This is a genomic window from Hymenobacter psoromatis, from assembly GCA_001596155.1.
Classification (GTDB): domain Bacteria; phylum Bacteroidota; class Bacteroidia; order Cytophagales; family Hymenobacteraceae; genus Hymenobacter.
The window spans coordinates 4,878,172-4,902,774 of sequence record CP014771.1 but is presented as its reverse complement, the minus strand read 5'-3'; the positions used below and the strand labels follow the sequence as shown (position 1 = coordinate 4,902,774).

Annotated in this window: 21 protein-coding genes; 11 read left to right on the top strand and 10 right to left on the bottom strand. The window is 62.8% G+C overall.

Annotated elements, in window-relative coordinates:
- The first annotated feature begins 117 nt into the window (after window positions 1-117).
- Window positions 118-2,250, top strand: coding sequence for a hypothetical protein (locus A0257_20785; protein AMR29293.1), 2,133 nt, complete (start codon window positions 118-120; stop codon window positions 2,248-2,250).
- Between the two features lie 279 nt (window positions 2,251-2,529).
- Here the strand turns inward: A0257_20785 and A0257_20780 are convergent, their stop codons facing one another.
- Both A0257_20780 and A0257_20775 read right to left on the bottom strand, forming a co-directional pair.
- Window positions 2,530-3,729, bottom strand: a complete 1,200-nt coding sequence (locus A0257_20780) for a hypothetical protein (GenBank protein AMR29292.1) — start codon at window positions 3,727-3,729, stop codon at window positions 2,530-2,532.
- Window positions 3,730-3,890: 161 nt separating this feature from the next.
- Entirely contained in the window at window positions 3,891-6,044 is a 2,154-nt protein-coding gene (locus A0257_20775; protein AMR29291.1) for a hypothetical protein, read from the bottom strand.
- A gap of 223 nt (window positions 6,045-6,267) precedes the next feature.
- Here A0257_20775 and A0257_20770 point away from each other — a divergent pair, with 223 nt between their 5' ends.
- Window positions 6,268-7,125, top strand: a complete 858-nt coding sequence (locus A0257_20770) for a hypothetical protein (GenBank protein AMR29290.1) — start codon at window positions 6,268-6,270, stop codon at window positions 7,123-7,125.
- Window positions 7,126-7,370: 245 nt separating this feature from the next.
- Here A0257_20770 and A0257_20765 read toward each other — a convergent pair whose 3' ends face one another.
- Window positions 7,371-7,874: a hypothetical protein gene (locus A0257_20765; GenBank protein AMR29289.1), complete on the bottom strand. Its 504-nt coding sequence runs from the start codon at window positions 7,872-7,874 to the stop codon at window positions 7,371-7,373.
- Window positions 7,875-8,242: 368 nt separating this feature from the next.
- Between A0257_20765 and A0257_20760 the strand changes: the two genes are divergently transcribed.
- The 5 genes from A0257_20760 to A0257_20740 all read left to right on the top strand — a co-directional run bounded on the left by A0257_20760 (window position 8,243) and on the right by A0257_20740 (window position 11,778).
- The gene (locus A0257_20760) at window positions 8,243-8,488 is read left to right on the top strand and encodes a hypothetical protein (protein AMR29288.1); all 246 of its coding nucleotides are present in this window, start codon (window positions 8,243-8,245) and stop codon (window positions 8,486-8,488) included.
- The gene (locus A0257_20755; protein AMR29287.1) at window positions 8,482-9,081 is read left to right on the top strand and encodes a hypothetical protein; all 600 of its coding nucleotides are present in this window, start codon (window positions 8,482-8,484) and stop codon (window positions 9,079-9,081) included. The genes A0257_20760 and A0257_20755 overlap by 7 nt, the downstream gene beginning before the upstream one ends.
- A 296-nt stretch (window positions 9,082-9,377) precedes the next feature.
- A complete protein-coding gene (locus A0257_20750) occupies window positions 9,378-9,785 on the top strand; it encodes a hypothetical protein (GenBank protein ID AMR29286.1) in 408 nt (135 codons plus the stop codon).
- Window positions 9,786-9,822: 37 nt separating this feature from the next.
- Window positions 9,823-10,920, top strand: a complete 1,098-nt coding sequence (locus A0257_20745) for a hypothetical protein (GenBank protein AMR29285.1) — start codon at window positions 9,823-9,825, stop codon at window positions 10,918-10,920.
- A 123-nt stretch (window positions 10,921-11,043) separates the two neighbouring features.
- Complete coding sequence (locus A0257_20740) at window positions 11,044-11,778, top strand: DNA-binding response regulator (GenBank protein ID AMR29284.1); 735 nt, start codon at window positions 11,044-11,046, stop codon at window positions 11,776-11,778.
- Window positions 11,779-11,793: 15 nt separating this feature from the next.
- Here A0257_20740 and A0257_20735 read toward each other — a convergent pair whose 3' ends face one another.
- From A0257_20735 to A0257_20720, 4 genes are all read right to left on the bottom strand, one after another.
- Window positions 11,794-13,035, bottom strand: a complete 1,242-nt coding sequence (locus A0257_20735) for a hypothetical protein (protein AMR29283.1) — start codon at window positions 13,033-13,035, stop codon at window positions 11,794-11,796.
- 74 nt (window positions 13,036-13,109) lie between these two features.
- Complete coding sequence (locus A0257_20730; GenBank protein AMR29282.1) at window positions 13,110-13,736, bottom strand: hypothetical protein; 627 nt, start codon at window positions 13,734-13,736, stop codon at window positions 13,110-13,112.
- A 45-nt stretch (window positions 13,737-13,781) separates the two neighbouring features.
- Window positions 13,782-16,442 carry a glucosidase gene (locus A0257_20725; GenBank protein AMR29281.1) on the bottom strand — a complete coding sequence of 887 codons (2,661 nt, stop codon included), beginning with the start codon at window positions 16,440-16,442 and terminating at the stop codon, window positions 13,782-13,784.
- A gap of 143 nt (window positions 16,443-16,585) precedes the next feature.
- Window positions 16,586-17,401 carry a sugar dehydrogenase gene (locus tag A0257_20720; protein AMR29280.1) on the bottom strand — a complete coding sequence of 272 codons (816 nt, stop codon included), beginning with the start codon at window positions 17,399-17,401 and terminating at the stop codon, window positions 16,586-16,588.
- A gap of 268 nt (window positions 17,402-17,669) precedes the next feature.
- Here A0257_20720 and A0257_20715 point away from each other — a divergent pair, with 268 nt between their 5' ends.
- Both A0257_20715 and A0257_20710 read left to right on the top strand, forming a co-directional pair.
- Window positions 17,670-18,032 carry a hypothetical protein gene (locus tag A0257_20715; protein AMR29279.1) on the top strand — a complete coding sequence of 121 codons (363 nt, stop codon included), beginning with the start codon at window positions 17,670-17,672 and terminating at the stop codon, window positions 18,030-18,032.
- A gap of 506 nt (window positions 18,033-18,538) precedes the next feature.
- Window positions 18,539-18,919 carry a hypothetical protein gene (locus A0257_20710; protein ID AMR29278.1) on the top strand — a complete coding sequence of 127 codons (381 nt, stop codon included), beginning with the start codon at window positions 18,539-18,541 and terminating at the stop codon, window positions 18,917-18,919.
- Between the two features lie 84 nt (window positions 18,920-19,003).
- Here A0257_20710 and A0257_20705 read toward each other — a convergent pair whose 3' ends face one another.
- From A0257_20705 to A0257_20695, 3 genes are all read right to left on the bottom strand, one after another.
- Entirely contained in the window at window positions 19,004-19,747 is a 744-nt protein-coding gene (locus A0257_20705) for a DNA-binding response regulator (GenBank protein ID AMR29882.1), read from the bottom strand.
- A gap of 3 nt (window positions 19,748-19,750) precedes the next feature.
- Window positions 19,751-20,887, bottom strand: coding sequence for a hypothetical protein (locus A0257_20700; GenBank protein AMR29277.1), 1,137 nt, complete (start codon window positions 20,885-20,887; stop codon window positions 19,751-19,753).
- Between the two features lie 253 nt (window positions 20,888-21,140).
- Window positions 21,141-21,443, bottom strand: a complete 303-nt coding sequence (locus tag A0257_20695) for a hypothetical protein (GenBank protein ID AMR29276.1) — start codon at window positions 21,441-21,443, stop codon at window positions 21,141-21,143.
- Between the two features lie 433 nt (window positions 21,444-21,876).
- Here A0257_20695 and A0257_20690 point away from each other — a divergent pair, with 433 nt between their 5' ends.
- Complete coding sequence (locus A0257_20690; GenBank protein AMR29275.1) at window positions 21,877-22,248, top strand: hypothetical protein; 372 nt, start codon at window positions 21,877-21,879, stop codon at window positions 22,246-22,248.
- A 49-nt stretch (window positions 22,249-22,297) separates the two neighbouring features.
- Window positions 22,298-24,283 (top strand): hypothetical protein, encoded by a 1,986-nt coding sequence (locus tag A0257_20685; protein AMR29274.1) that lies wholly within the window; start codon window positions 22,298-22,300, stop codon window positions 24,281-24,283.
- Window positions 24,284-24,603: the final 320 nt, after the last annotated feature.

Below are 24,603 nucleotides of genomic sequence, written 5' to 3'. Positions count from 1 at the left end.
CGACGGGCGGGGGCAAGCCCCGCACCCTACTTTACAAAGAAGTTGCCGGCGCGCCGACACTTTCGCCAACCCCTACCCCACCCTAACCGTTTGGCGAAGCAACCTCGTTATGCCTTCATGCTGCCACGCTATTCCCTGCTATCCCTACTGCTGCTACCAGCCCTGCGCCTGGCGGCGCAGCGCGCCCCGAGTCCCCCCGATACGCTGAACGCCCGCGCCCTGCCCGCCGCTACCGTGGTGGGCTACGGCGAGCGGCTGCCGCTGCGGTGCACGGCGGCGGCGGTGGGCGTGCTTGACCAGACGATTATTCAGCGGTTTAATGAAAGCTCGCTGGCTTCGGCGGTGAATACGCTGCCGGGCGTGCGGCTGGAGGAGCGGGCCACGGGCAGCTACCGCATCAGCGTGCGGGGCAGCACGCTGCGCTCGCCGTTTGGGGTGCGCAATGTGAAAATGTATTACTTCGACATTCCGTTTACGGAGGCGAATGGCACGAGCCCGCTCAACATCCTGGACCCGGCGCAAATCGGGCGCATCGAGGTGCTGAAGGGGCCGGCGGGCAGCGTGTACGGGGCCGGCACGGGCGGCGTGGTGCGCCTCGAAAACCGCCGCCCTACCCCCCTGGCCTCCGCCGGCGCGGTGGGCCAGGGCCGGGCGCAGGTGGGCTACTCGGTGGGCTCGTTCGGGCTGCGGCGCTTCACGGCCTCGGTGGAAACGAGCAAGGCGAACGGCGATTATTTTCGCGCCCAATACGCGCACCAGCAGCTGCACGGCTACCGCGAGCAGAGCGCGCTGCGCCGCGACGTGTTCGCCCTCGATGGCCAAACCTCGCCCACCGACCGGCAGACGCTGGCCGTGCACGCGCTCTACACCGATTTGTATTATCAATTGCCGGGCGGCCTCACCCGCGCCGAGTTCGGGCAGGACTCGCGCCAGGCGCGGCCCGACGCGCCAACCGGCCCCGGCACGGTGACCCAGCGGGCCAGCTACGCTTCGCAAACCGGCTTGCTGGGCGTCACGCATGAGTACCGGATTTCCGACAACTGGCGCACGGTGGCCACGCTCTACGGCCGTAACACGAGCGTGCAAACGCCTTATCTCGTGGATTGGGAGCGCGATGCCATTCTGGGCGGCGGCGGGCGGGCGGCGCTGCACTACCGGGGCCGGCTGGCCGGGCGAGTGCTGCGGGTGCAGGGCGGCGGCGAGTTTCAAGCCTCGTTCACCGATTCGCGCAGCTACCTCAACGTGGGCGGCGCGCCCACTACGCTGCGCTACGACGACGAGATACGGACCCGCACGGGCTTCGTCTTTGCGCAAGCGGATTACGAGCTGCCGGCCGGCTTCCTGCTCACGGCCGGGGCCAGCTACAACCGCCTGCGCTACCAGATTGACCGAATCTCGTCGGCCGCCGCCAACCCCACGGGCTACGGGGTAGGGCGCGATTTCCGGCCCCAGGTGTCGCCGCGCCTGGCGTTGCTCAAGGAATTGAGCAGCAATATTTCGGCCTACGCTGACGTGAGCACCGGCTTTTCGCCGCCCACCGAGGCCGAGTTGCGGCCTTCGGACGGCACCATCAGCCGCGACTTGCAGGCCGAGCGCGGCACCAGCTACGAGGTGGGCAGCCGGGGCACGCTGCTGGGCGGCCGGCTGAATTTCGACGTGGCGCTGTTTGATTTGGAGCTGCGCAATACCATCGTTTCGCGCTCCAACGCGCAGGGCATCCAGCTCTTCGCCAACGCCGGCACCACCCACCAGCGCGGGGCCGAGGTGGCGGCCAACGGCTACCTCTGGCAGCCCCCTACCCCCCCCGACGCAGACAGCCCGGCGGCGGGCCTGCGCGCCTGGGCCAGCTACGCCTACAATTACTTTCGGTTTGGCACGTACGAATCGGCCACCGGGCAAGCCTACGGCGGCAACCAGCTCACCGGCACCGCGCCGCACACGCTCAGCGCGGGCCTGGATTTCAGCCAGGCGCAGGGCTTCTACCTCAGCCCCACCATCAGCCACCAATCCGCCCTACCCCTCAACGATGCCAACACCGACTACGCGGCCGGCTACTGGGTGGCGGGCAGCCGGGCCGGCTGGCGGCGCACGCTGGGCCAGCTTCAATTGGAACTTTACGGGGGGGTAGCCAACGCCACCAATCGCCGCTACAGCCTCGGCAACGACCTGAACGCCTTCGGCGGACGCTCCTTCGAGCCCGCGCCGGGGCGCAATTATTACGGCGGGGCCGTGGTGGGCTGGCGCTGGTAGGGTTTTAGGTTGAAAGATGTCGGCAGCTAGCTCCTATTCCGAGCAGAAAGGCCTTCATAAGTTGAAGAAATGCCGCTCCGACCCGTATATATCCTACTCTGTCTCGCAAATATCCTACTTAGGGTACCCGACAGGCTGCTTTCTATGGCAGATATCCTACTCGGGTTAAAAGATATCCTACTCTTGACCGCCGACACGCTGCTCGGGGCAGGAGATGGACGGCTGCGGCTGGCCGAATGCAGTTTCGGGGTTGTGGGGCCAGCTCCGCACCCTACTTCGTTACATGGGGTGGCTGGCGGTGGTTTCGGGGATGACGACGAGGTAGTCGTAGCCCTGAATGATACGCTGGAGGCCAGGGCTGGCCAGGTGCAGCGTGCCGGCAGTGAGCGCGCGGCGGGCGGGGCGCAGGTCGAAAACCGACCAGGCCGGGCTGCTCATTTGGGCAAAGAATAGCTGGAGCTTTGGTTTGTCGGTGGCGGCGTAGGTGCGGGCTATTTTGTCGGGAAAGGTAGGGTTGAGGCTGATGGCGGCGCTGCCTTGCCGGCCAGCTACGTACAGGTGCAGGGAAGTTTGGTCCTGAGCCTGGGCGAGGTCTTGCGCGAGGTTGCCCACATCGTAAAAATCATCCCCAGTAATGGGACTGAGGCCCCGCGCTAGGTGCGCGTCCCCGAACTTGAACAGCATCTTGGATACTGGCTGGGTGGTGGCCGGCTGGTAGCGCTGAAACTCTTGCAGCAAGTGGCGGCGCATCAGGTTGAGGCGTTCCTGGTGGCCGCCCGTGCCCTTAAACTGGCTCTGGTAGATGGCGTAGCTCGCGGCGTAATCCTGCACCAGCTGCCGCACGGCGGGACTTTCGCCTTGGGTGAGCGTGCGCAGGCTGTCGAGGGCGGCGGCGGGCTGGCTAGCCAGTATATAGTCCTTTTTGCCCAGGCGCTCGTTGGCCTGGTCGCGGGCCTGGAAGGCGGTGGCGCGGCGCTGAAAGTAGGCTTTGGCCGTTTTGCTTTTTACCTCGCTGGCCAGCCGGGCGTAGGTAGGCGCGGCATTGGCCAGAAACACTTGGTCTAGGCCCACGAGGCGCACCTGCTGCGCCCGCAGACTCCGAATCAGCTCAAACTCTTCGCGCCAGTCGTAGAAACACAGCGCCTGCGGATACTGCCGGGCGTAGGCGGTGGGCAAGCCGGGCTGGGCCGCCAGCTGCGTAAGGGTCTGGGCTACGTAAGGGTCCACTTCCGCCACAAACACGGCCGGCCTGAACTCCCGCGCCACGGCGGCGGCAAACTGCGGAATCTGGGCCGTGCCGTGGTCTTCGCCAAGTAAGACAAATTGACTTTTTTGGATGGAAGCCCGCAGCTTGTCCCAGCCGGGGCCGCTGAACTGGCTGCCCTGGGGGGTAAGCGCGTACTGGTTCTGATGGATGAGCCGGGTAAGCGTGCTATCCTGAGCCGAGGCCACGCGGCGGGACAGGAAGTAGATAAGCATTGGCATGAAACGTATGGGGGCGGAGTATCCGGGCGGGCGGGCGGCTTTTTCGCCGGCTGTCCGCTCTTTGAAAGGACGAGCGGCGCGAACGACGAGCGGACAGCCGGCGAAAAAGCCGGCAGCCCGCCGCAGCGCCGGGCGGGGCTAACTCCCTACCCCCCCTACAACGTGACCCCGATGCCCGGCCCGAGCAGGAAGAACGGCTTGCCCGCCGACAGCAAATAGCCGCCGCCCAGGTAGAGCGGAAACGTGAGCCGCGCCCCGGTGCGGATGGGCGTGACGGAGCCCAGCACCACGATGCCCAGGTCGCGGCCGGTGGCATTTTGGGATAGGTTGAAGGCGTTCAGGGCCACGAAGCCGGCCCCGATGCGGTAGGGGCGCTGCCGGTTTATTTTGTCGGGGGCATAGAAGCTGAGCTGCGCCAGCGTGGCCAGGCTGATGCCGCTGAAGCTGCCGTAGCCATCCACGCCCTGCACCTTGGTGAGCAGGCCCGCCGGGAAGCTCACGTTCACGTCGAAGTTGACGTGGCGGCGCAACACCAATTCCACCTGCTGCGAGTAGCCCTTGGTGCTGTACTGCTTGGCATCGTCGCGCACGGTGATGATGATGCGGTACCAGGCGTCGAGGTCGTAGGTTTTGCGGCCCAAGATGTTGTTGAGGCTGAAATTGCCCGCCTGGCAGTCGCTGCCCTGGTAGTAGGCGTAGCGCGGCGACGCCTCGCCGGGGCAAATGACGAGCTGGTCCACGGTGCGCTGGTCGATGAGGTTGCCCTTGTCGTCCACGGTCCGCACGTCCATCGTCAGATATTGCCGGCCGTAGAGGTCGCGGCTCTCGTCGATGGCGTTGGTGTTGAAGCTGAACACCACGTCGGGGATGGTTTTGTCATACAGAATGGGGCCGTTGAGCTGCGTGATGGGGTGCGGGCCGTTGCCATAATTCACCTGCACGAAGTTGAGCGGGTGGGGCCGCTGGGCCTCCTTCACGGTCAGGGCAAAGTCGGTGGGCGCGTTGCCATCGAACACCACCACGCGACGGCGCACGCTGCTCAGGGGCACCTGCACGCGGTAAATCACGGTTTTCTCGGAGCGCGTGGACGAGTCCGAAGGGATGATGTTGGCCCCATCAAAGTGGTAGCGGCCCTTGAGCAGCGACTCGCCTTCGAGGCGCACGTCCACCGTTTCGCCGGGGTTGATGGTGGTGCTGGTCGTCCAGTCGCCGCCCCGGTGCAGCACGCTGAGCGTGGCGATGCGCGGCCGGGGCGTGATGTCGAAATTAGTAATATACTTGGCCACGTCGCCGTCCTTGATGTAGAGGTAGCCGTCGGCCTGACGGTGGGTATTATAGACCCGCAGCTGGCACAGCACCCGGTCATTCGACAAATAGCTGCGGGTAAACAGCTCGGCGATGAGCGCGCCGCCGGGGTCCTGCTGGCCCTCGATGCGGTAGGTGCGGCGCAGGTCGAAGTTGTGGCCATCGTCCAGAATCAATTCGGTGCCCGTGGTGCGCCCCGCCTCGTCGTAGGTAATGTCCTTGCGGTCGGCGGTGAGGAAGCGCAGGCGGCTGGCCCGCACCACAAAATCCAGGCGCAGCGGCGAGAGCTGGTAGCTGAGGCGGCCGGCCCCGTCGAGATGGGGCCGCTCGGTCTGGGCGCGCACGATAACGGTGTGCGGCCCCAGCGTGTTGGGCACGAGGTGCAGAAACAAGCCGTTTTTTTCGCGCGCCAGCTTGTAGTCAATGTCCTGGTTCTTGGTCCACTCGTTGGGCACGCGCACGTTGGCCAGGTTGTTCGTGCTCAGCTCCAGCACTTTTTCTTCGCCAATAAACAGCTCGGGGTTGGTGAGGCGCGCGTCGAGCGTGGTGCGGGTGAGGGGCAGCAGGCTCACGAGCTGCGTGGCCCGCGCCGGCCGGCCGGCCGAGTCGGCGGCCGGCGCGAAGGCCAGCCGCACGAACGGCGCGCCGGTGAGATTATGGAATTGAATCATGCCCCGATACTCGCCGTTGGGCCCCGCGATGAGCGAGTCTTGCAGCACGAAATCGGGCGAGGGCAGCAGGCGCGGTGCCCTACCCCCCGCCCGGCTGGGCATCAGGCGCAGCTCGGCCACTTGGTTGTCGTCGTGGTAATAAAAATAGAGCCGGGGCTCGCCGGCCACGGTCAGCATCTGCTCGCCGAGGCTGTAGCGCACCGTGTCGAAGGTGAGCGAGAGGCTGCGCAGCAGCGGGGGGGTAGGGGCCGGGCCCTGCGCGCGGGCCGGGGCCAGGCTGCCTAGCCACAGCACTAAACCCGCCAGCACGCTCCGCCAAATTACTGTTTTCATGGGCACAAAGGTCCGGCCGAACCCGGATGGGAGCAAGCCAGCGCAAAAAATGGGCATTTTTTCCAACAACGCTAAACCATCGGGGGCGGCGTCCGTCTGGCTGCCGGCCCCAGGCCAGCCACAAACATCCGTCCTGTTGGTTGAGGTTTGCGTGAGCCGGGCGGGTTCATGACTTCCTCATGGCCGGCTGCTTGCTTTTGAAGAATTTCCTATCCCCTCCTTCATGCTTCGTTCCGCACGCCACTGGCTGCCGGCGGCCCTCCTGCTCCTGACGGGGCAGGTGGCCGCTGCCTCCCTACCCCCCGACTCGGCCGCCACCGTTCACCCGCCCCGCCTCACGCTGGGCCTGAGCACCGCCAACCGCACCACCTACCTGCAACGCGCCCCGCAGGCCGCCGACGACCGCGGCTACCTCGGCACCACCCTCACCTACCAGGCTCCCAGCGGCTTCCTCGCGTCGGGCTACCTCAACCACTCCTACGCCTACACCTACCTGCACGAGCCGTTTTACAACTTTGGCGAGCTGATGGCCGGCTGGCAATCGGTGAGCAATTCGGACACGTACTGGACCGTGCAGTACACGCGCTTGTTTGCCTACGGCGAGAGCGCGCTGGTGCAGGCCTCGCTGCGCAATGACCTCAGCGGCAGCCTCACGCAGTTTTTTGGGCTGGTCACGGCCAGCGTCAGCGCCGATTTATTTCTGGGTAGTAAGACCGATTTCGTGCTGACGCTCAACGCCAGCCACCGCTTTGAGCTGCCCGTGCTGGCCCACGACACGCTCAGCATCGAGCCCACCGTGGAGGTTGGGGCGGGCAGCCAGCACTTCTACGCCACCTCGCTGGGCAAGACCACCGTGGTCAAAACCAGGCGCAATGGCACCACCACTACCGCGTTTGCCGAGCCGGCCACGCCGGGTTTCAGCGCGCTGGGCTACACGCTTTCGCTGCCGGTCAGCTTCGCGGCCGGGCGCTACGTGGTGGCCGCCACGCCCAGCTACCTGGTGCCGCTGCACCTTCCGACGGGCGGCAACACGAGCGCTTTTTTCTACGGCACGCTGGCCGTGAGCCGCACGTTTTGGTAAGTAACAAGTCGGTTTATTAAACTGCTGTTACGCAAAGCTTATCGCCCTCCACGTTCACCTCACCCCCTAGCCCCCTCTCCTGCGGAGAGGGGGAACTAGCTCTAGCTTAATTTTATAGTGTAAATCAATTAGTTAAATTAGAGCTAAAACTAAAAGCTAGTCCCCCCTCTCCGCAGGAGAGGGGGCTAGGGGGTGAGGTGAACGCGGAGGGCGATAAGCTTTGCGTAACATCACTTAATAACCGGCTACCCTTGGCTTTGCGGCAGCCCGGCCTTTATTTTGTCCACCAGTTGCTGGGGCGAATCGGCCACGTTGAGGTGCAGGCCATAGGCGGGCATTTCGAGGGTGGCGAGCTGCGAATCGAGCATATTGGCCTTCATATAGCTACCCTGGCGGCCTTCCATGCGTTGCAGCAGCAAGGCCCGGTCGCCGGTCAGGAACACCCAGTCCAGCGGCTGCCGCGCGCCGGCCTGCAGGGTGGTGCGGTAGCTTTCCTTGAGGGCCGAGCAGGCCAGAATGGCGCCTTTATCCTGTTCCCACTGCCCGATGTGCTGGGCCAGGTCGGCGAGCCAGCCGGCGCGGTCGGCGTCGGTGAGGGGCGTGCCGTGGGCCATTTTGTCAATGTTGGCCTGCGGGTGAAAATCGTCGCCGTCGAAGAACGGCACGCCGATTTGTTGGGAGAGCAATTCGCCCACGGTCGTTTTGCCGCTGCCCGAAACGCCCATCAGGACGATGATTGGTCTGTTCATAGCCGCAAATAACGCGGGCGCAGGGTGAGTAGCCGCTGAGGGCGGTTGGGGCCGCCTTTTTTACCACTCAGCGCCGCCCCCGACCGCTCGGCTCTTGGTGGCTTGAAGGGGGGTAGGGCCGCGACTAGGTTTGGGCATTCTTTCACCTCAACCTGCTGGTCAGCATGTCCGCTCGCCTATTTTCTCGCTGGAATTTTGTTCTGGCGCTGCCCACCGCCCGCCCAAACGGCCCCGAGTCCCCACCCCGCGTTCACAGTAACCATGACGGGCCACGGCCGGCCGATAGCAACCAGCCCTAGCACTCGCCCCAATCATCCCAGTCCCCGCCCCAACGACTCCGGGGGTCGCTTCAGCCGTTCGGGGTGTCGTTGCAGTCGTTCGGGGTCTCATCACAGTCGTTCGGGGCCTCGTTGCAGTCGTTTGGGGTGTCGTCCCAATCGTTCGGGGTCCCATTGCAGTCGTTCGGGGTCCCATTGCAGTCGTTCGGGGTCCCATTGCAGCCGTTCAGGGTCTCATTGCAGTCGTTCGGGGCCTCTTTCCAGCCGTTCGGGGCCTCGTTGCAGTCGTTCGGGCACTGGTTTCACCTTTCCAACCTTCATCCCCAGCCATGCTGACTACTAAGCCAGAAAATCACGAGCCAGCCGCCGCAACCCTTTTAGATGCGCTACGGCTGGAATTATCAGTAAAGGCCAAGAATGGGCTCGATTTTATTCTGGCGGCTACGGTAGTGTGGGCCGCAATAGCTTACGTGTGGACGCTGCCGCTGCCGCCGCAGTCCAAGAGCTTCATAACCTTCTTCGTGGGGGTGCCCCTGCTGCCGCTGGCCTGGCTTTTTTCAAAGCTGCTGCGCACTACCTGGACCTTGCCGCACAACCCCTTGCAGCCGCTGGGGCTGTGGCTGAATTTTGCTCAGTTGTTCTATTTCCCGTTCTTGTTCTTCATTTTTGGCCAGCACCCGGCGTACTTCGTGATGACCTACGGCATCATCACAGGCGCGCATCTCTTTCCCTACGCCTGGTTTTACGATGCCCTACCCTACGCCTTCGCGGCGGGGTTGATTTCGTTCGGCTGCCTGTTTATTGGGGTGCGCACGGCGGCCAGCGCGCCCTATTGGGTGCCGGTGTTTGTGGCGGGTGCGCTGCTGGGGCTGGCAGGCGCGCTCTACTGGTCATACCGCCGGCACGCGCGGGCCTACTGGCAAGCATAATTTATTGTACTATTTTTAATCCCTCCCTAAAGATGGACAACAGCTTCGCTTACCCTACGTCACCGCGCACAACAATGCTTGCGCTCTGCGGACTTGGCGGCACTTTACTCTTCTGTCTGCTGCCAATTGGGCATTGGCTCATTTCCGGCACTTCCATGTCCGCTCTGCTTGCCCGAGAAGCAATCTGGTGGTCTTTCGCGCTCGCCATTCTCTATTGGCTGACGGCCGTGGAACACTTACCCCTTAGTTCGATTGGCTTTCGCCGCCCTACCTGAAAAAGCCTGCTATTTGGCTTATTGGCAGCCGTTATTGTGACTGTGATTATGGGCATCCAGTTTGCGGTTATCGCTCATCAGTCGCCCGCCGCTTCAACTGCTGCGCTGACGCAGGCCCAGGCTATTCTCAACACGCCCTACTGGTACCGGATTTTGCTGGTTCTACGCGCTGCCGTAGTTGAAGAAATACTTTTCCGCGGTTATTTAATTGAAAAAGTCCGGCAGCTTTCCGGTAGCGCTAGCTTGGCCGTTGGGGTGTCAATTGCGGCGTTTACTTTCGCTCATCTCCGGGGGTGGGGGGCAGTTCACTTGAGCGCGGTAGCCCTCAGCGGAGCAGTACTTGCCCTGTTGTACGTCTGGCGGCGCGACTTACCCTCGAATATGTTCGGCCACTTTGTGACCGACGCAATTGGTTTCCTCACGCGCTAGCTTCGGCTGCTTCTCCACCTATTCAGCTCGTTCTCCGATGCACTTCACCACTCGCCCTGGCCTCTATTGGGCACTCCAGGTTATGGGGTGGACGCTTTACGGCGTGCTGGGCGGGGTGCTGGCAAGTATTTTCGGGCGCTTTACGCCTTCCCTCATCGGGGTTGAAATCATCGTGGCGGGTACGCTATTGGGCTGTAGTCATCTGTTGCGTCTCTACGCCCGGCGGCACAAGTGGGTGGCGTTGTCGCTGGCGGCGCTGCTGCCCCGGCTACTGCTGGCGCACCTAGCCATCGCCCTGGGTGGCATCCTACTTATTGGCCTGCTGATTACGAGCTTACTAGCCCTTACTCACGCCCAGGAGAGCGGGCAGGGATTGCCCTGGGCGCAGTACATCGGCTACGCGCTGAACGTCTTTTTCGTGATGTGGGGCTGGGCGGCAGTCTATTTCGGGCTGCATTATCTGGACAATTATCGGCTGGCCGAAATTGACACCTGGAAGCTGACTGCCATTGCCCGCGAGGCCGAATTGCGCACGCTGCAAGCCCAGCTCAACCCGCATTTCCTGTTCAATGGGCTGAACAATATCCGGGCCCTGGTGATGGAAGACCCCGCCCGCGCCCGCGCCATGATGACGCACCTGGCCGAGCTGCTGCGCTACTCCATGCAGCGCAATACCCTGGCCCAGGTGCCGCTGGCCACCGAGCTGGAAATCGTGGAAAACTACCTCCAGCTTGAAGCCATGCAGCTCGAAGAGCGCCTGCGCTACACCCTCGACGTAGCCCCTGAGGCCCTGCCCGTGCTGCTGCCGCCCATGACGGTGCAGCTGCTGGTGGAGAATGCCATCAAGCACGGGCTGGCCCCGCGCCCGGCCGGCGGCTGCCTCAGCCTGAGCGCCCAGCTCGACGGGGCGGGCACCGGCCTGCTGGTGGCCGTGCGCAACACGGGCACTTACCAACCGGTGCCCGGCCACCCCGGCGTGGGCGTGCGCAACGTGGGCGAGCGGCTGCGGCTGCTCTTTGGGCCCGCCGCCAGCTTCCGCATCGGCCCCGACCCGCTACGGCCTGATACCGTGCTGGCCGAGCTGCGCCTGCCGGTTGGTAATGAGAAAATGGGTATTAAAAGAACGTCATGCTGAGCTTGTCGAAGCATCTCGCTCGCATCGTTAAACGGTTGAGGTTACTACCCCACGCGAGATGCTTCGACAAGCGGACGCCAGATGAGCATGACGTTCTTTTAATACCCATTTTCTCATTACTAAATGAACGCCTTACTCATTGACGACTCGCGCCTGGCGCGCACCGAGCTGCGGCACCTGCTGCGCGCTTTTCCCGATGTGGAAGTGGTGGGCGAAGCCCGCCACGCCGACGAGGCCCGCCAGCAGATTCAGGCGCTGCGGCCCGAGGTGCTGTTTCTGGATATTCACATGCCCGGCGAGTCGGGTTTCGACCTGCTGGCCTCGCTGGAAGGGGCCGTGCCGCACGTCATTTTCACCACGGCTTATGACCAATATGCGCTCCAAGCCTTCGAGGTGAATGCGCTGGACTACCTGCTCAAGCCCGTGAGCGAAGCCCGGCTGGCGGCCGCGCTGGCTAAGCTTCGGCCGGCCGCGCTGGTGCCGGCGGTCCCTACCCCCGCGCCCGAAGCGCCCGCGCCGCTGCTCACGGCCCACGACCAGGTTTTCGTGAAGGATGGCGAGCGCTGCTGGTTCGTGAAGCTGGCCGATATCCGGCTCTTCGAAATCAGCGGCAGCGCCACGCGGGTGTATTTTGAACAGCACCAGCCGCTGATAGCGCGCAGCTTGCAGCAGCTGGAGGCGCGCCTCGACCCCAAAGTATTTTTCCGGGCCAACCGCCAGCAAATCATCAACCTGCAGTGGATTGCGGGCATTGAGCCGTGGTTTAGCAACACGCTCAAAATCAGCCTGCGCCACGGCCCCGACGTGGAAATTTCGCGCGCGCAGTCGGGGCTGTTTCGGGAGCTGATGAGCCTGTGAATGGATGCCGCCCGGCTACCGCGCGGCCGTGGGCAAAATGCCCTCCCGGCACGCCAGCGCGAACGCCGCGTAGTCGGCTTCCACCGCGGCCTGCGCCTGGGCCGCGAAGCCGAGCACGGCGGCGCACCACTCGCCTACCCCCTGCCCGAAGGCCCGGAGCGCATCGGGGCCAGCCGCGCCGCGGTGGCCGGCCGCCCGCAGGTGCGCCCAGGCCAGCAGGCGGCCAAAATCGGGCAGCGCGCCCTGGAAGCCCGCCGCGTCCTGGGTGAAATTGATAAAGTCCAGCTTGTCGGCCACTGGCTGCAAGGCCCGCAGCACGAAGGGCCGCCCGCCCAGCTCCAGCGGCTGAAGCAGGGCCGGGCACACCGCCTGCAAGTAGCCCTGCGCCGCCACCACGCGGGCCGCCTCGGTGGGCCACGCCGGCTGCGGCACCGGGCAAAACGGTGCGGGCGCGGCCGGCAGCGCCAGCTTGAGGTCGAGCAGCCGGGGCAGCTTGCCGGCGTGGCGGCTTTTGGCCAGCAGCGCGTAGCGGGGCACGCCCAGGCTGCCTACCCCGGCCACGCGCCCGGCCACGTCGAGCAGCGGCCCGCAGGGCGGCTGGGGCTGGGCCAGCCGCCAGCTTTCCACAGCGCGCAGCACGGCCAGCGCCTCGGCGGGGGGTAGGGGCCGCAAAACGGCCGACTTATGGGTGCGAAAGTGCCAGCCGCCGCGCCGGCTGACGCGGCCGGCCAGCAGCTCACGCTGGCGGCGCTGCTGCACGTTCTTGAGCAGCTGGCGCACCAGGCCCCGCGCGGTGGCCCGTTCCAGCAGGTAGGCTTTGCCGGTGGCCAGCGCGGCGGCGTAGGCGGCCAGCAGGGTTTCGGCGTGGGTGTGCTGGGCGGCGGGGGGTAGGCCAAAGTGGGCGGCGGCCAGCCGCACGCTCACCAGCAGGCGGCCCACATCCCAGCTCAGCGGGCCCAGCGCGGCCTCATCAAAGTCGTTTAAATCAAAATAAACCAGCCGGTTATCGCCCCGGTACGAGCCAAAGTTCTCGATGTGCGCATCACCGCAGAGCCAGCCCACCGGGCCGCCCGCCAGCGCGGGCGCGGCCCCAAAGCGGGCGTAATAGAGCGGCGCGCTCCCGCGAAAAAACGCCAGCGCATCGACCTGCATTCGGTGGTAGCGAATGGGTAGCAGCGCGGGCACCCGCCCGGCATCGTGCAGTTGAAAAAACGCGGCGAGCGCGCCGGGCGTGGCGGCAATAGCGGCAGCAGGCATGGGCAGGGCAGGAAATAACCGCAACTTATACCCGCCTTAGTAAGCATTGGCTGAATGCGCTACGCCGGGCCGACCTAAGCCGGCCGCAGCAGCACGCGCGCCGGGGCTCCGTCGCTACCCGCTATTTTAAGGGGTAGGCACAGCAGCTCGTACTCGCCGGGCGCGATGTGCTGCAAGGCCAGCCCTTCAATGACACAAATGCCCGCGTCGAGCAGCGCGTGGTGGGCATCGGCCTTGCCCACGGAGAGGTAGTCTACGCCCACGCACACCACGCCCGCGTCGCGCAGGTGGCGGGCCGCGTCGCCATCCAGGGCCACAAAATCGGGCTTGAACGGCTCGGTGCTCCACTCACTAGTTGAGATGCGGGTTTTGAATAGCAGCCGCGCGCCGGGTTTGATATCCAGCTTTTGCACCTCGGCCAGACTGATGCTTTTTGGGTCCTGAATGGCTACCACGGTAGCCGGCCCCATGAGGTGGCCCAGGTCGAGGGTCGTGGTGTCGCCGGCCCCGGTGGTGAAGTGCAGCGGCGCGTCCACGTGGGTGCCAGTATGGGCGCTCATGTGCAGCTCAGTCACGTTGGCGGCATCGCCGCGGTCCTGGCTCAGGGTGCGCTTCACGGTAACGCCGAGGTTGTCGGGCCAATGCACCATGCCGTCGCGGATGGTCGTGGTGGCATCGAGCCAGGGAGCAGGGGTAGGCATAGTTTTAATGACTAATGAGGAGTGACTAATGACAAACGTTAATATCTACTTTCGGCTTTCGTAGTGCGACTCAATCGTGTAGCGCGGCAGCAGGAGCTTGGCGACCAGGCCGGTCCAGCCGGTTTGGTGGCTCGCGCCGAGGCCCTCGCCGGTGTCGCCGTTGAAGTACTCGTTAAAGAGTACGTAGTCGCGGAAGTTGGGGTCGTTTTGCATGATGTCGCGGGGGCCAAAGCAGGCGCGGCGGCCGGTTTTCTCATCGCGCAGGAAGAGCCGGTTGAGCCGTTGCGATAGCTCGTCAGCCACGTCCAGAATGGTGACGTAGTTGTTCGAGTGGGTAGGGCACTCCACCTTGAAATCATCGCCGTAATAGTGGTAAAACCGCTGCAACGACTCCACAATCAGAAAGTTAACCGGGAACCAGACTGGCCCGCGCCAGTTGGAATTACCCCCAAACATGTCGCTCTGCGATTCGGCCGGCTGGTAGTTCACCACGAACGCTTTACCGTCCGCCTTATACACATAAGGATTATCCAGATACACCCGCGACAGGCTGCGGATACCGTGGTCGGACAGGAACTCGTTGGGGTCCAGCATCCGGAACAGCAGGCGCTTCATGCGGTGGCCGCGCAGCAGGCTCAGCAGGCGGCGCGCGCCCTTGCCGGGCTCCTGCCAGTGGCTCACCAGGTCGGCCAGGCCGGGGCGGTTGGCGAGCAGCCAGTTCATGCGGGCCAGGAATACGGGCGCGCCCATCAGCACATCCTCATCCAGCACTTCCACCGCAAAAAGCGGAATCAGCCCCACCATCGAGCGCACTTTCAGCAGCTCGTGGCCGCTGCCGTCGGGCTTGTTGAGGGCATCGTAATAAAACTCGTCCTCCTCGTCCCACAGGTCCAGCGCGGTGTTGCCCACGTTGGTCATGGCCTCGGCGATGTAGAGGAAGTGCTCAAAAAACTTGCAGGCCAAGTCCTGGTACACGGGGTTGGTTTGGCTCAGCTCCAGCGCGATGCGCATCATATTGAGTGCAAACATGGCCACCCAGGCCGTGCCATCGGCCTGCTCCAGCGTGCCGCCGAAGGGCAGCGGCGCCGAGCGGTCAAACACCCCAATATTATCCAATCCCAAAAAACCGCCCTCAAAAATATTGTGCCCGTCGCGGTCCTTGCGGTTCACCCACCACGTGAAATTCAGCAGCAGGCGATGAAACACGGTTTCCAGAAATACCACGTCGCCGCCATCGCCGCGCGCTTTCTGGTCAATCTTAAACACCCGGAACGCAGCCCAGGCGTGCACCGGCGGGTTCACGTCCGAGAAGTGCCACTCATAGGCCGGCAGCTGGCCGTTGGGGTGCATGTACCAGTCGTGGCACAGCAGCCGGAGCTGGCTTTTGGCAAATTCCGGGTCGAGCTGCACCAGCGGCAGGCAGTGAAAAGCCAGGTCCCAGGCCGCGTACCAGGGGTACTCCCAGGTATCGGGCATCGAGATAATGTCGTAGTTGCTCAGGCTCTTCCATTCCGCGTTGCGGCCGTTCAGCCTTTCGGGCGGCGGGGGGGGTAGGGCCGGGTCGCCGGCCAGCCAGCGTGGCACATCGTAGTCGTAAAACTGTTTGCTCCACAGCATCCCGGCGTAGGCTTGGCGCTGCACCAGGCGCGCATCGGCATCGGTAATATCGTGCTGAAGCTCAGCGTAAAACTCATCGGCCTCGTGCTGGCGCTGTGCGAAAATTTGCTCAAAATCGGCGAAGGGCGCGGCCAGCCCGGCGGGGCCGAGGCGCAGGCGCACCTGGCGGGTTTCGCCGGGCTGCAAAGTGATAGTATAATGGGCGGCGGCCTTGGTGCCGACGTGCGCCGGGTTCACGGCCCCGGCCTTACCCTCCACCACATAGCCGTTGATGCCGTCCTTATAAAACTTTTCGCCCGACGGGTGCCCGTCAATGCGCTCCACGTTGGTGTGGTTGTCGCAAAACAGCAGCTCGGTCGCGTCATCCAGGTACCAGGCCAGCTCGCCCAGCTCGCGGTGGCTGACCTGCACCGCCTTGTCGCTCAGTGCTTTGAGGGCGGGGCGATAGTCGTCGTTGCCCCAAGTCCAGGTGTTGCGAAACCAGAGCTGCGGCAGCACGTGCAGGGTAGCGGCTTCCGGCCCGCGGTTCACGACAGTGTACCGAATCAGCAAGTCATCGGCATCGGCTTTGGCAAACTCCACGAACACGTCGTAGTAGCGGCTTTCGTTGAAAATGCCCGTGTCCAGCAGCTCGTATTCGGGCTGCTGACGGTTGCGGGCGCAGTTTTCCTTCACCAGCTCTTCGTAGGGAAAAGCGGCCTGCGGATACTTGTAAAGCAGCTTCTGATACGAGTGCGTGGGGGTAGCATCCAGGAAATAATACAATTCCTTCACGTCCTCACCGTGGTTGCCTTGCGGCCCACTCAGGCCAAAAAGCTGCTCTTTCAGAAACGGGTCCTGCCCGTTCCAGAGCGCCAGGCCCATGCACAATAGCTGCCGCGTGTCGCAGAAGCCGGCCAGGCCCTCCTCGCCCCAGCGGTAGGCGTAGGAGCGGGCCATGTTGAAATTGGTATAATTCCAGGCATCGCCGCCGGCCGAGTAGTCCTCGCGCACCGTGCCCCACTGCCGCTCCGAGAGGTAGGAGCCGTAGTGCCGCCAGTCTTTTTTCCCGGTGTTTGCTTCTTCGAGGCGTTGGTTTTCCGCGTTCAAGTTGCTTATCAGTTAAATAAGTAATGAAAGTAGGGTGCGGGGCTTGCCCCCGCCCGTCGTCGAACGATTGGTATTGAACGAATCCAACGCTTGATGTTCGACGACGGGCGGGGGCGAGCCCCGCACCCTACACTATAACTGCCCTACCCTCCGGTAGCGAAGCCAGGGTACAAGGTCATGCCGCCATCCATAAAAATGGTCTGGCCGGTGATGTAGTCGGCCTCGTCGGAGACGAGCCAGGCGGCGAGCTGGCCGATGTCGGAAGGCTCGCCCACACGGCCATAGGGAATGAGGGTCAGCAGCTTGGCTTCGGCCTCGGGGGTAGCCCAGGCATCGTGATTAATGGGCGTTTTGATGGCACCCGGCCCGATGGCATTCACCCGGATTTTCTGGGGTGCCAGCTCCTGAGCCGAGCTTTTCATCAATTCCATGATGCCGCCCTTGCTGGTGGCGTAGTTGACGTGGCCGGCCCAAGGAATGACTTCGTGAACGCTACTCATGCATATCATCTTGCCCAGCGCCATGCTCACCTCGGGCTGCGGGCCGCGCCGGATAAACTCGCGGGCTCCTTCGCGCAGGCACAAAAACTGGCCGGTCAGGTTCACGTCGAGCACTTTTTGCCACTGCGCCACGCTCATATCCATGAATTTGGCATCGACCTGAATACCAGCATTCGCCACCACGATGTGCAGCGTACCGAAGTGGTCCACGGCCTGCTTGAACATGGCCTGCACCTGGTCTTCCTTGCTCACGTCGGCCTGGATGGCCAGGGCCACGCCGCCCGCGTCCGTGATTTCCTTGACCACGGCGTCGGCCGCGTCGGGGTTGCCGATGTAGTTGACGACGACGCCGGCGCCGTGGGCGGCCAGCGACTTAGCTACGGCCGCGCCGATGCCGGAGCTGGCCCCAGTGACCAGGGCGAATTGCCCCGACAAGCGGGACGAAGTGGGGGTAGGCATAAAGAAAGAAGGAGTCAGAAGGTGAACAGCCGGCCGCCGGCAAGCCCGACGGCCAGGCACTAGACGGCAATTATAGGGCGCGGGTTGGGAAATCCGGCTTTCCTCACGCACTCTTCACGCCGGAAGTCTTGGCGGGGGTAGGAACACGGTTTGTCGGCACAATTCGGGTGCTGGCCGACTAGCCGCCTAGCACCGCGCCGGTAACCACTATCTTTGGGGAGCTATTCCTACGCAAGGCAGTAGTACTCACCTCCTTTTCCTTACTACTATGTTCTCCCGCTCCCTTTACCTGGTTGGCCTGCTGGCCGCCGGAGCCCTGGCCACCGCGCCCGCCGCCCACGCCCAGGTCACCCAGGACCCAGCCGCCGCAGCCGGCCAGAGCCGCATGGGCCGCCAGGCGGAAATGATGAAAGAGCTGAACCTGACCCCCGACCAGCAAACCAAGCTAGACGCCCTGATGAGCGCCAACCGCACGGCTCGCCCCAACGGCCCGCCCACCGATGCCGAGCGCCAGGCCATGCAAACCCGCCGCACCGAAATGGAGGCCAAAATGAAGGAAATCCTGACCCCCGAACAGTACACCAAGTACCAGGCCATGCGCCCGCAGCGCGGCCAGCGCCCAAGCAACTAGCTCCCCTTATTAGCTTTTAGCCCTTCCGCTCTGTTATTGATTACTATAGAAGCTCAACGCCCCGTGCCCCGCAGGCACGGGGCGTTGTTTAAGTAGTCAGTCAAAACTAATTGAGTAAGCAGAACGTCATTCCGAGCTTGCCGAGGAATCTCGCCCGCATCGTTGAACGACATCCATAAGATGCGGGCGAGATTCCTCGACAAGCTCGGAATGACGTTCTCTGGATACCTAACTGCTGTTACGCAACGGGGAGTAGCGCGAACTTGGTAGTTCGCGTCCCCGCGCCGTTATACTGGCTTTAACGGCGCGGGGACGCGAACTACCAAGTTCGCGCTACTCCCCGTTACCATCTCGAATAAGATAGGGCGTAACAGCAGTACCTAATTTACTTCTGCACGAGTACTTGGCAGGGAGGCGTGATAGCGCTATTGCGGGCACTTTCGTGGCCGGGCCGGGTTTTACCCGTACTGTCGGCGGCTTGCTGGCGCAACGGCTAGCTTTGCATCATGCGCACCCTTCTGCTTGGCTTCGTTTTTTTGGTGGCGGCCCTGGCCGGCGGTCGCCTGCGCGCCCAAACCCTGCCGGAGGTAGTGGTGCTGGGCCACAACAAACGCGCTACCCTCCTGCAAAAGCTCGACCTCAGCCCCGCGCAGCTGGCCCGCATCGCCACCGTGCTCGATGAGGAGCGGGCGCAGCGCAAGCAGCGCCTCACGCATCGGCCCGACGAAAACGAGCACGCGGCCCGCCTGGCCCGCCAGGCCGATTTCGAAACCAAGATTGAGGCGGCGCTCACGCCCGCCCAGCTCGAAAAGTACCAGGAACTGCGCGGCCTGCGCCCTACCCCCCGCGCCCCCGAGATGCAGGTGCCCGGCTCTATCCCTAAGTAGGCGATTATAGGATAGGCTTTAGCCTGCCGTCAGTAGGCTCATAAATACTATCGACGGCAGGGCTAAAGCCTACCCTACACTGGGTCAGCTCCAGCGGCTCAGGAACTGCTGGAAGGCTTCTTTGTATTGTTCGCCCACGGGAATGGTTTCGGTGCCAATCTGCACGGTGAGGCGGCGCACGGCCTCAATCTTGTCGAGGGCCACGATGAAGGAGCGGTGGATGCGCAGGAAGCGCCGGACAGACAGCTTTTCTTCCATCGCGCGCAGGCTCATGAGCGAAAGCAGGGCGCGCGGCGTGCTTTTGAGATGCACTTTTACGTAGTCTTTCAGACCTTCCACGTACAGAATATCGCTCAGCGCCACGCGCACGAGCTGGTACTCCACTTTCAGGAAAATGTGCTCTTCCTCCACGTTGGGGGGGGTAGGGGCGGGCGCATCGGCGCTGGCGTGGCTCAGCTCGGCGTAGGCGCGGCCCTTGTTGGCGGCCCGCAGAAACTCTTCGTAGTTGAACGGCTTCACCAGGTAATCGAGGGCATCGACCTTGTAGCCTTCCAGCGCATATTGCGGGAAGGCGGTGGTGAAAATGATGCGCGGCGGCGCGGCCTGCTGGCCCAGCACCCGCGCCAGCTCCAGGCCGGTCAGCTCCTGCATCTGGATGTCGAGAAAAGCCAGCTCTACCGGCTCAGTCAGCTCGTGGAGGCCCTTGAGGGCTTCCACGCCGCTGCCATAGCGGCCCACCAGCTTCAGAAAAGGCGTTTGCTCGATAAACGTGCAGAGGAGCGCCAGCGCCAGCGGCTCATCATCAACGGCAATGCAGGTAACGGGAATCATCTATACGGTTTTAAGAGTTGAGTGGGGCAGCGTGCTGGCGACAAGCTTGTTATCCACCACCAGGCTGAGCTTTACCTCAAACTCGTCGTCGGGAGTTTTTTCGGTCACCTGCAAGGTATAGCGGCCGGGGTAGAGCAGGTCGAGGCGGCGGCGGGTATTGACCAGGCCGATGCCATTGGAGCCTGCCAGGTCGGTGCTGGACTTAGCAAACAGCGTGTTGCGCACCACGATTTCGAGCTGCTGCTGCGTGGGCTGGCGCAGGCCAATGAAGATGCGGCTGGGTGCCGTGGCCGCCACGCCGTGCTTGAAGGCATTTTCCACAAACGGCAGCAGCAGCATGGGCGCGATGAGCACCTCGCGCACCGGCTCGGGGTGCTCAAAAGTTACCTGCACGCGGTCGGTGAGGCGCAGCTGCATCAGGGTGATATAATCCTGAATGAAAGCCACTTCCTGGCCCAGCTGGGCCTGGCCCGCGGCCGTGTCGTAGAGCACGTAGCGCATCATGCGCGAGAGGCGGTGCAGGGCCGCCCGCGCCCGCTCGCCATCAATGAGCGTGAGCGAGTAGATGTTATTGAGAGTGTTAAAGAAGAAGTGCGGGTTGATTTGAGCTTTCAGCAAGCTCAGTTCGGCTTCTACGCGCTGCTGGTCGAGGCGCTCGCGCAGGCGGGCTTCCTGCTGCCAGTGCTGCACCACCGTAATGGCCGTGGCAATGCCCAGCACCAGCAGCGTAATGAGCATACTTATCAGGTCGAAGCGGCTACCGCGCGGCCGGAGCGGGCCGAAGCGCTGACGCGCCGCCTCCGCCGCGTGAAAAGCCTGGCGCATGAGTTCCGTCAGGTGCAGGGTGCTTTCGAGTAAGTAGCCCATTAGCACAATAACCAGCGCCGTGGCCATCAAAGCCAGCCCAAACCAGCCGGTGCGCCCGCGCAGCAACAGGCGCGGCACGCTCACCCGTGCCGTGAGGTAGAAGGCGCCCCCCCACAGCAGGAGCAGTGCGCCCTGCTTCACCCAGTATTGGGGGGGTAGCACGATGCGCCCCTGCATGGGCTGAAACAGCAGCAGCGTGAGCGCCAGCAGCCCCCACGCCAGCACATGAATAAGGGGCGTTAGAGAGCGCTGAAACGAGAACGTGGGCATGACAACTCCATGAAGTAAACCGGTCAAAAATAGCCTGACCGGCGCGCGGCCCTCCCCTACCCCCGACCACCGGGCCAATTGTGCCGACTGCAAGCCCGCTTTAGCCGGTCGGGCCTAAAGGCCTGTCCTTACCCAAAAATCAAAAGCCCTTCCGAGCACATGGCTGGGAGGGCTTTTTTAAGCGGCTGCTTATCTATTTTGCAGTTATTTCGAAGCGTAACAGTGAGGCTGTTTAGGGTTTACGGTAAACGGCTCAAACCCTACGGGGTAAAACCCCACACGAATTCATCTGCACGCCGTAGGCCGCGCCCCGCCAGCCGGCGCGTTGCGGCGCCCGAGTGCCCGCCCGCCCCCTAAACGCCCAAGCCCCGCCGCAGAGCGTCAGCATGGTTAGCAAAAAACTCGGCCCGAAATCAAAACGGTCCGGCCAACCAAAATCCACAACGGCGCCGGGCCGCGCAAACGCCAAGGCGGCCACGAGGTGGAACAGGCCCAAGCCAATAGTCACGGCCCGAAAGGCTGGGAGGCAGATAAAAATGCTAGCGGTGGATGGCATAATACGAGGAGCTGAAGCGGTTGGAAGGCAGAGTTCAGCAGCGAGAATTCGGTCGTGTGTTGCTTCTATAGAGAGCGTTATCTTTGGGGATGGTTTTGGAACCCGTTCTTTGCCCGGCTTGTGAGCAGCCGGATGCGGTCTATCGGCATGGCAAAGCGCCCGATGGGACGCAACGCTACCGCTGCGTGACTTGTCGCCGCACCTTTCAACTGCGCTACCAGCACAAAGTACGGGAGCCGGGAGTACGGGAGAAAATCACGGATTTGGCGCTGAACGGCAGTGGAATACGGGACACCGCTAGGGTGCTGGGTATCAGTCCACAAACGGTGATGGGGGAACTAAAAAAAAGATTGAAACGGTAAATCAATACCTGCCGTGCCATCCCACGTATGCGCCGCCAACAGCAAGCAGTTTGCGGTTGTGCGCCGATGAAATGTGGTCGTTTGTGCGCACGAAAAAGATACAACGTTGGCTCTGGTGGGTCGAAGATGCTACCACCGGGCAAGTGGTAGCGTTTGTCTTCGGGCGGCGCACCCATGCCACGTTTCGGCGGCTGTTGGCGGTGCTCAAAGCGGCGGGCTGGGCTGTAGAAACCTGGTTTACGGATGCCTGGGGAGCGTATGAGGCCTGTTTGCCGGACGCGCAGCGGCAAATAGGCAAAGGCCCGATGCAACGCCTAGAACGCAAGCATCTAACCCTGCGTACTCGACGCAAGCGGCTAACCCGTAAGACGATTTGCTTCTCGAAAAAACAGTTCTTCCATGATGGACTGATTACTTTATTTATATTCCATTTCTTCTTTTAATTATCTACGGAATCAACACACGACCCCATTTTCTATGTTACGTTGGCTTATGCGCGGGCTGCTAGCCGGACTAGCTTGGCTGGCGGGCAGTATCTCTGTGCTGGCCCTGCCAGCCACCACCCCCGAAGACACCCTGGTGGCCCGCCCGGCCCGGCCCACCCAGTTTGTTGAAGACCATTTTTATAGCGTGTTGGAGGACCCCACCGGCCGCCTACCCCTGCGCCTGGTCAGCAGCCCGGCCTGGGCAGGGCGCTTTACCACCTTGGCGGGCACCCGGCTGCCGCCCAATATCCGGCACCCGCGCAGCACCTATTGGCTGCGCTTCACGGTGCGGACTGAGGCCGGGCCGGCGTCTGACTGGTACCTGGAGCTGTATGATTCGCACACCGGAACAGCTACGCTGTTTCGGCCGATATACCGACCGGGTAGCGCGGCCTTGGCCTACGATAGCGTGCTTACTGGGGCAAACTACCCCTTTGCCACGCGGCCGTTGCCCTACAAGAACTTCCTGTTTGACCTGCCCCTGCGCCACGGCGGGCCCGTGACGTACTACCTGCGCCTGCGCTCCGACTCGCCTACCAGCTTCCGGGCCATGCTGCACAGCGGGCCGGGCCTGCTGCCAGAGATGAGCCTGCAATACTGGCTGCTGGGCGGCTTCTACGGCATCATCCTCATTATGGTGCTGTATAATTTGTTGCTGTTTTTCTTTCTTCAGGACCGGTCATACCTCTACTACGTCTTCTACGTGCTGAGTGGGGCGCTGCTCTTTTTGTCGGAAGATGGCCTGGGTTTTCAGTACCTGTGGCCGGGCAGCCCGCTGCTCAACCACTTCATTGGGGCGGTGGCGCCTGTGCTGCTGCTGCTCACGTTTGCCCAGTATGCCTACTCCTTTCTGGACATGGCGGCCCGGCTGCCGACGCTATACCGGGCCGTGCGCGGGGTAGTGTTACTGAGCGCGGGGCTGTTGGTGCTCGATGCGGCGGTGGTGCATTCGGGTTTCAGCTTCTGGCTTTATCTGCTGCCCTATGGGCTGCTTTACTACACCGCCTGGCGGGCCTACCGGGGCGGGCTGCGGGCTGCCCGCTACCTGCTGCTGGCCCAGGCAATGGTGGCGGGCAGCCTGGCTTTTCTTATCAGTCGCAAGCTGGGCATCGAGTTTTACAACAACGCCTACACCGTTTATAGCCTCAACGTGGCCTTCGTGATAGAGGTGGCCGTGCTCAGCTACGCCCTGGCCGATAAGATTAAGGGCATTATGGACACGACGCTGCGCGCGCAACGCCGCCTGCTGAAACAGCTGCGCAAAAAGCACCAGGCTCAGGACCAGCTAGTGGAGCAGTTGCGCCAAAATCAAGTTCTTAAGGACCAGCTTAATTCAGAGCTGGAAGCGCTGGTAGCTCTGCGCACTGATGAATTGAGTCAGCAGAATGACATCATCGCGGCCCGCAACAATGAGCTGCTGGAGCGCAACGGCCTGCTGGCCCTGCAGTCGACCGCCATTGAGCAGCTCAACCGCGACCTGAGCCGCGACCTGCGCGACCAGAAGGAGGCCCGCCTCGAAGCCCGCGAGTTCGACTTTGGCGAGTTCAGCCAGCTCTACCCCGACAAGGACGCCTGCCTGCGCTACCTCGCCGACCTCAAGTGGCAGCACGGCTACCACTGCCGCAAGTGTGGCCACGAGAAGAGCTGCGAGGCGCGCGAACCCTTTGCCCGCCGCTGCACCCGCTGCCGCTACGTGGAGTCGGCTACCACGGGCACGCTGCTCCAGAAGTGCAAGTTCCCCATCGTGAAGGCGTTGTACGCGGTGTTTTTGCTGCACGCCCACCGGGGCCGCTACGCGCCCGCCGAGCTGGCGCGGGTGCTGGAGCTGCGGCCCGCCACCAGCTGGGCCTTTGCCCAAAAAGTACTGGCGGCCTTGCAGCGCCGCGGCCAGGCTCCTAACTATGAGGAGGGCGAACCCTGGACCCATGTGCTACTCGATGACTCTATCGCCGACACCGAATCGGAGGAAGTAGAGGCTATCGAGTTGCAATAAACCAGCAAAAGGTGGCAAGCTATCGGCAGCGTTTGTGCAAGCTAAGGGGGTAGGGAGTTGACTGGTTGAAAGGATAAGTTTTTTTTGAAAAAATCCTCTTTCAGGCGGTTGTTTATTAGCGGAAATTCACCCTGGCCTAATAGTGCTTTCCTGTGGCAACGGGCGCACAATCACCGGCCGGGCTTGTGCACTAACCGTAAAAACCCTGGCAACGCAAACTCATGAAAAGCTTTATACGCAGCAGAAACAAGGTTTTGGGGTTGCATTTGCTGAACACAAGTGCCTAACTTTGAAGTATAATTGCTGTTACTTCTTTTTTC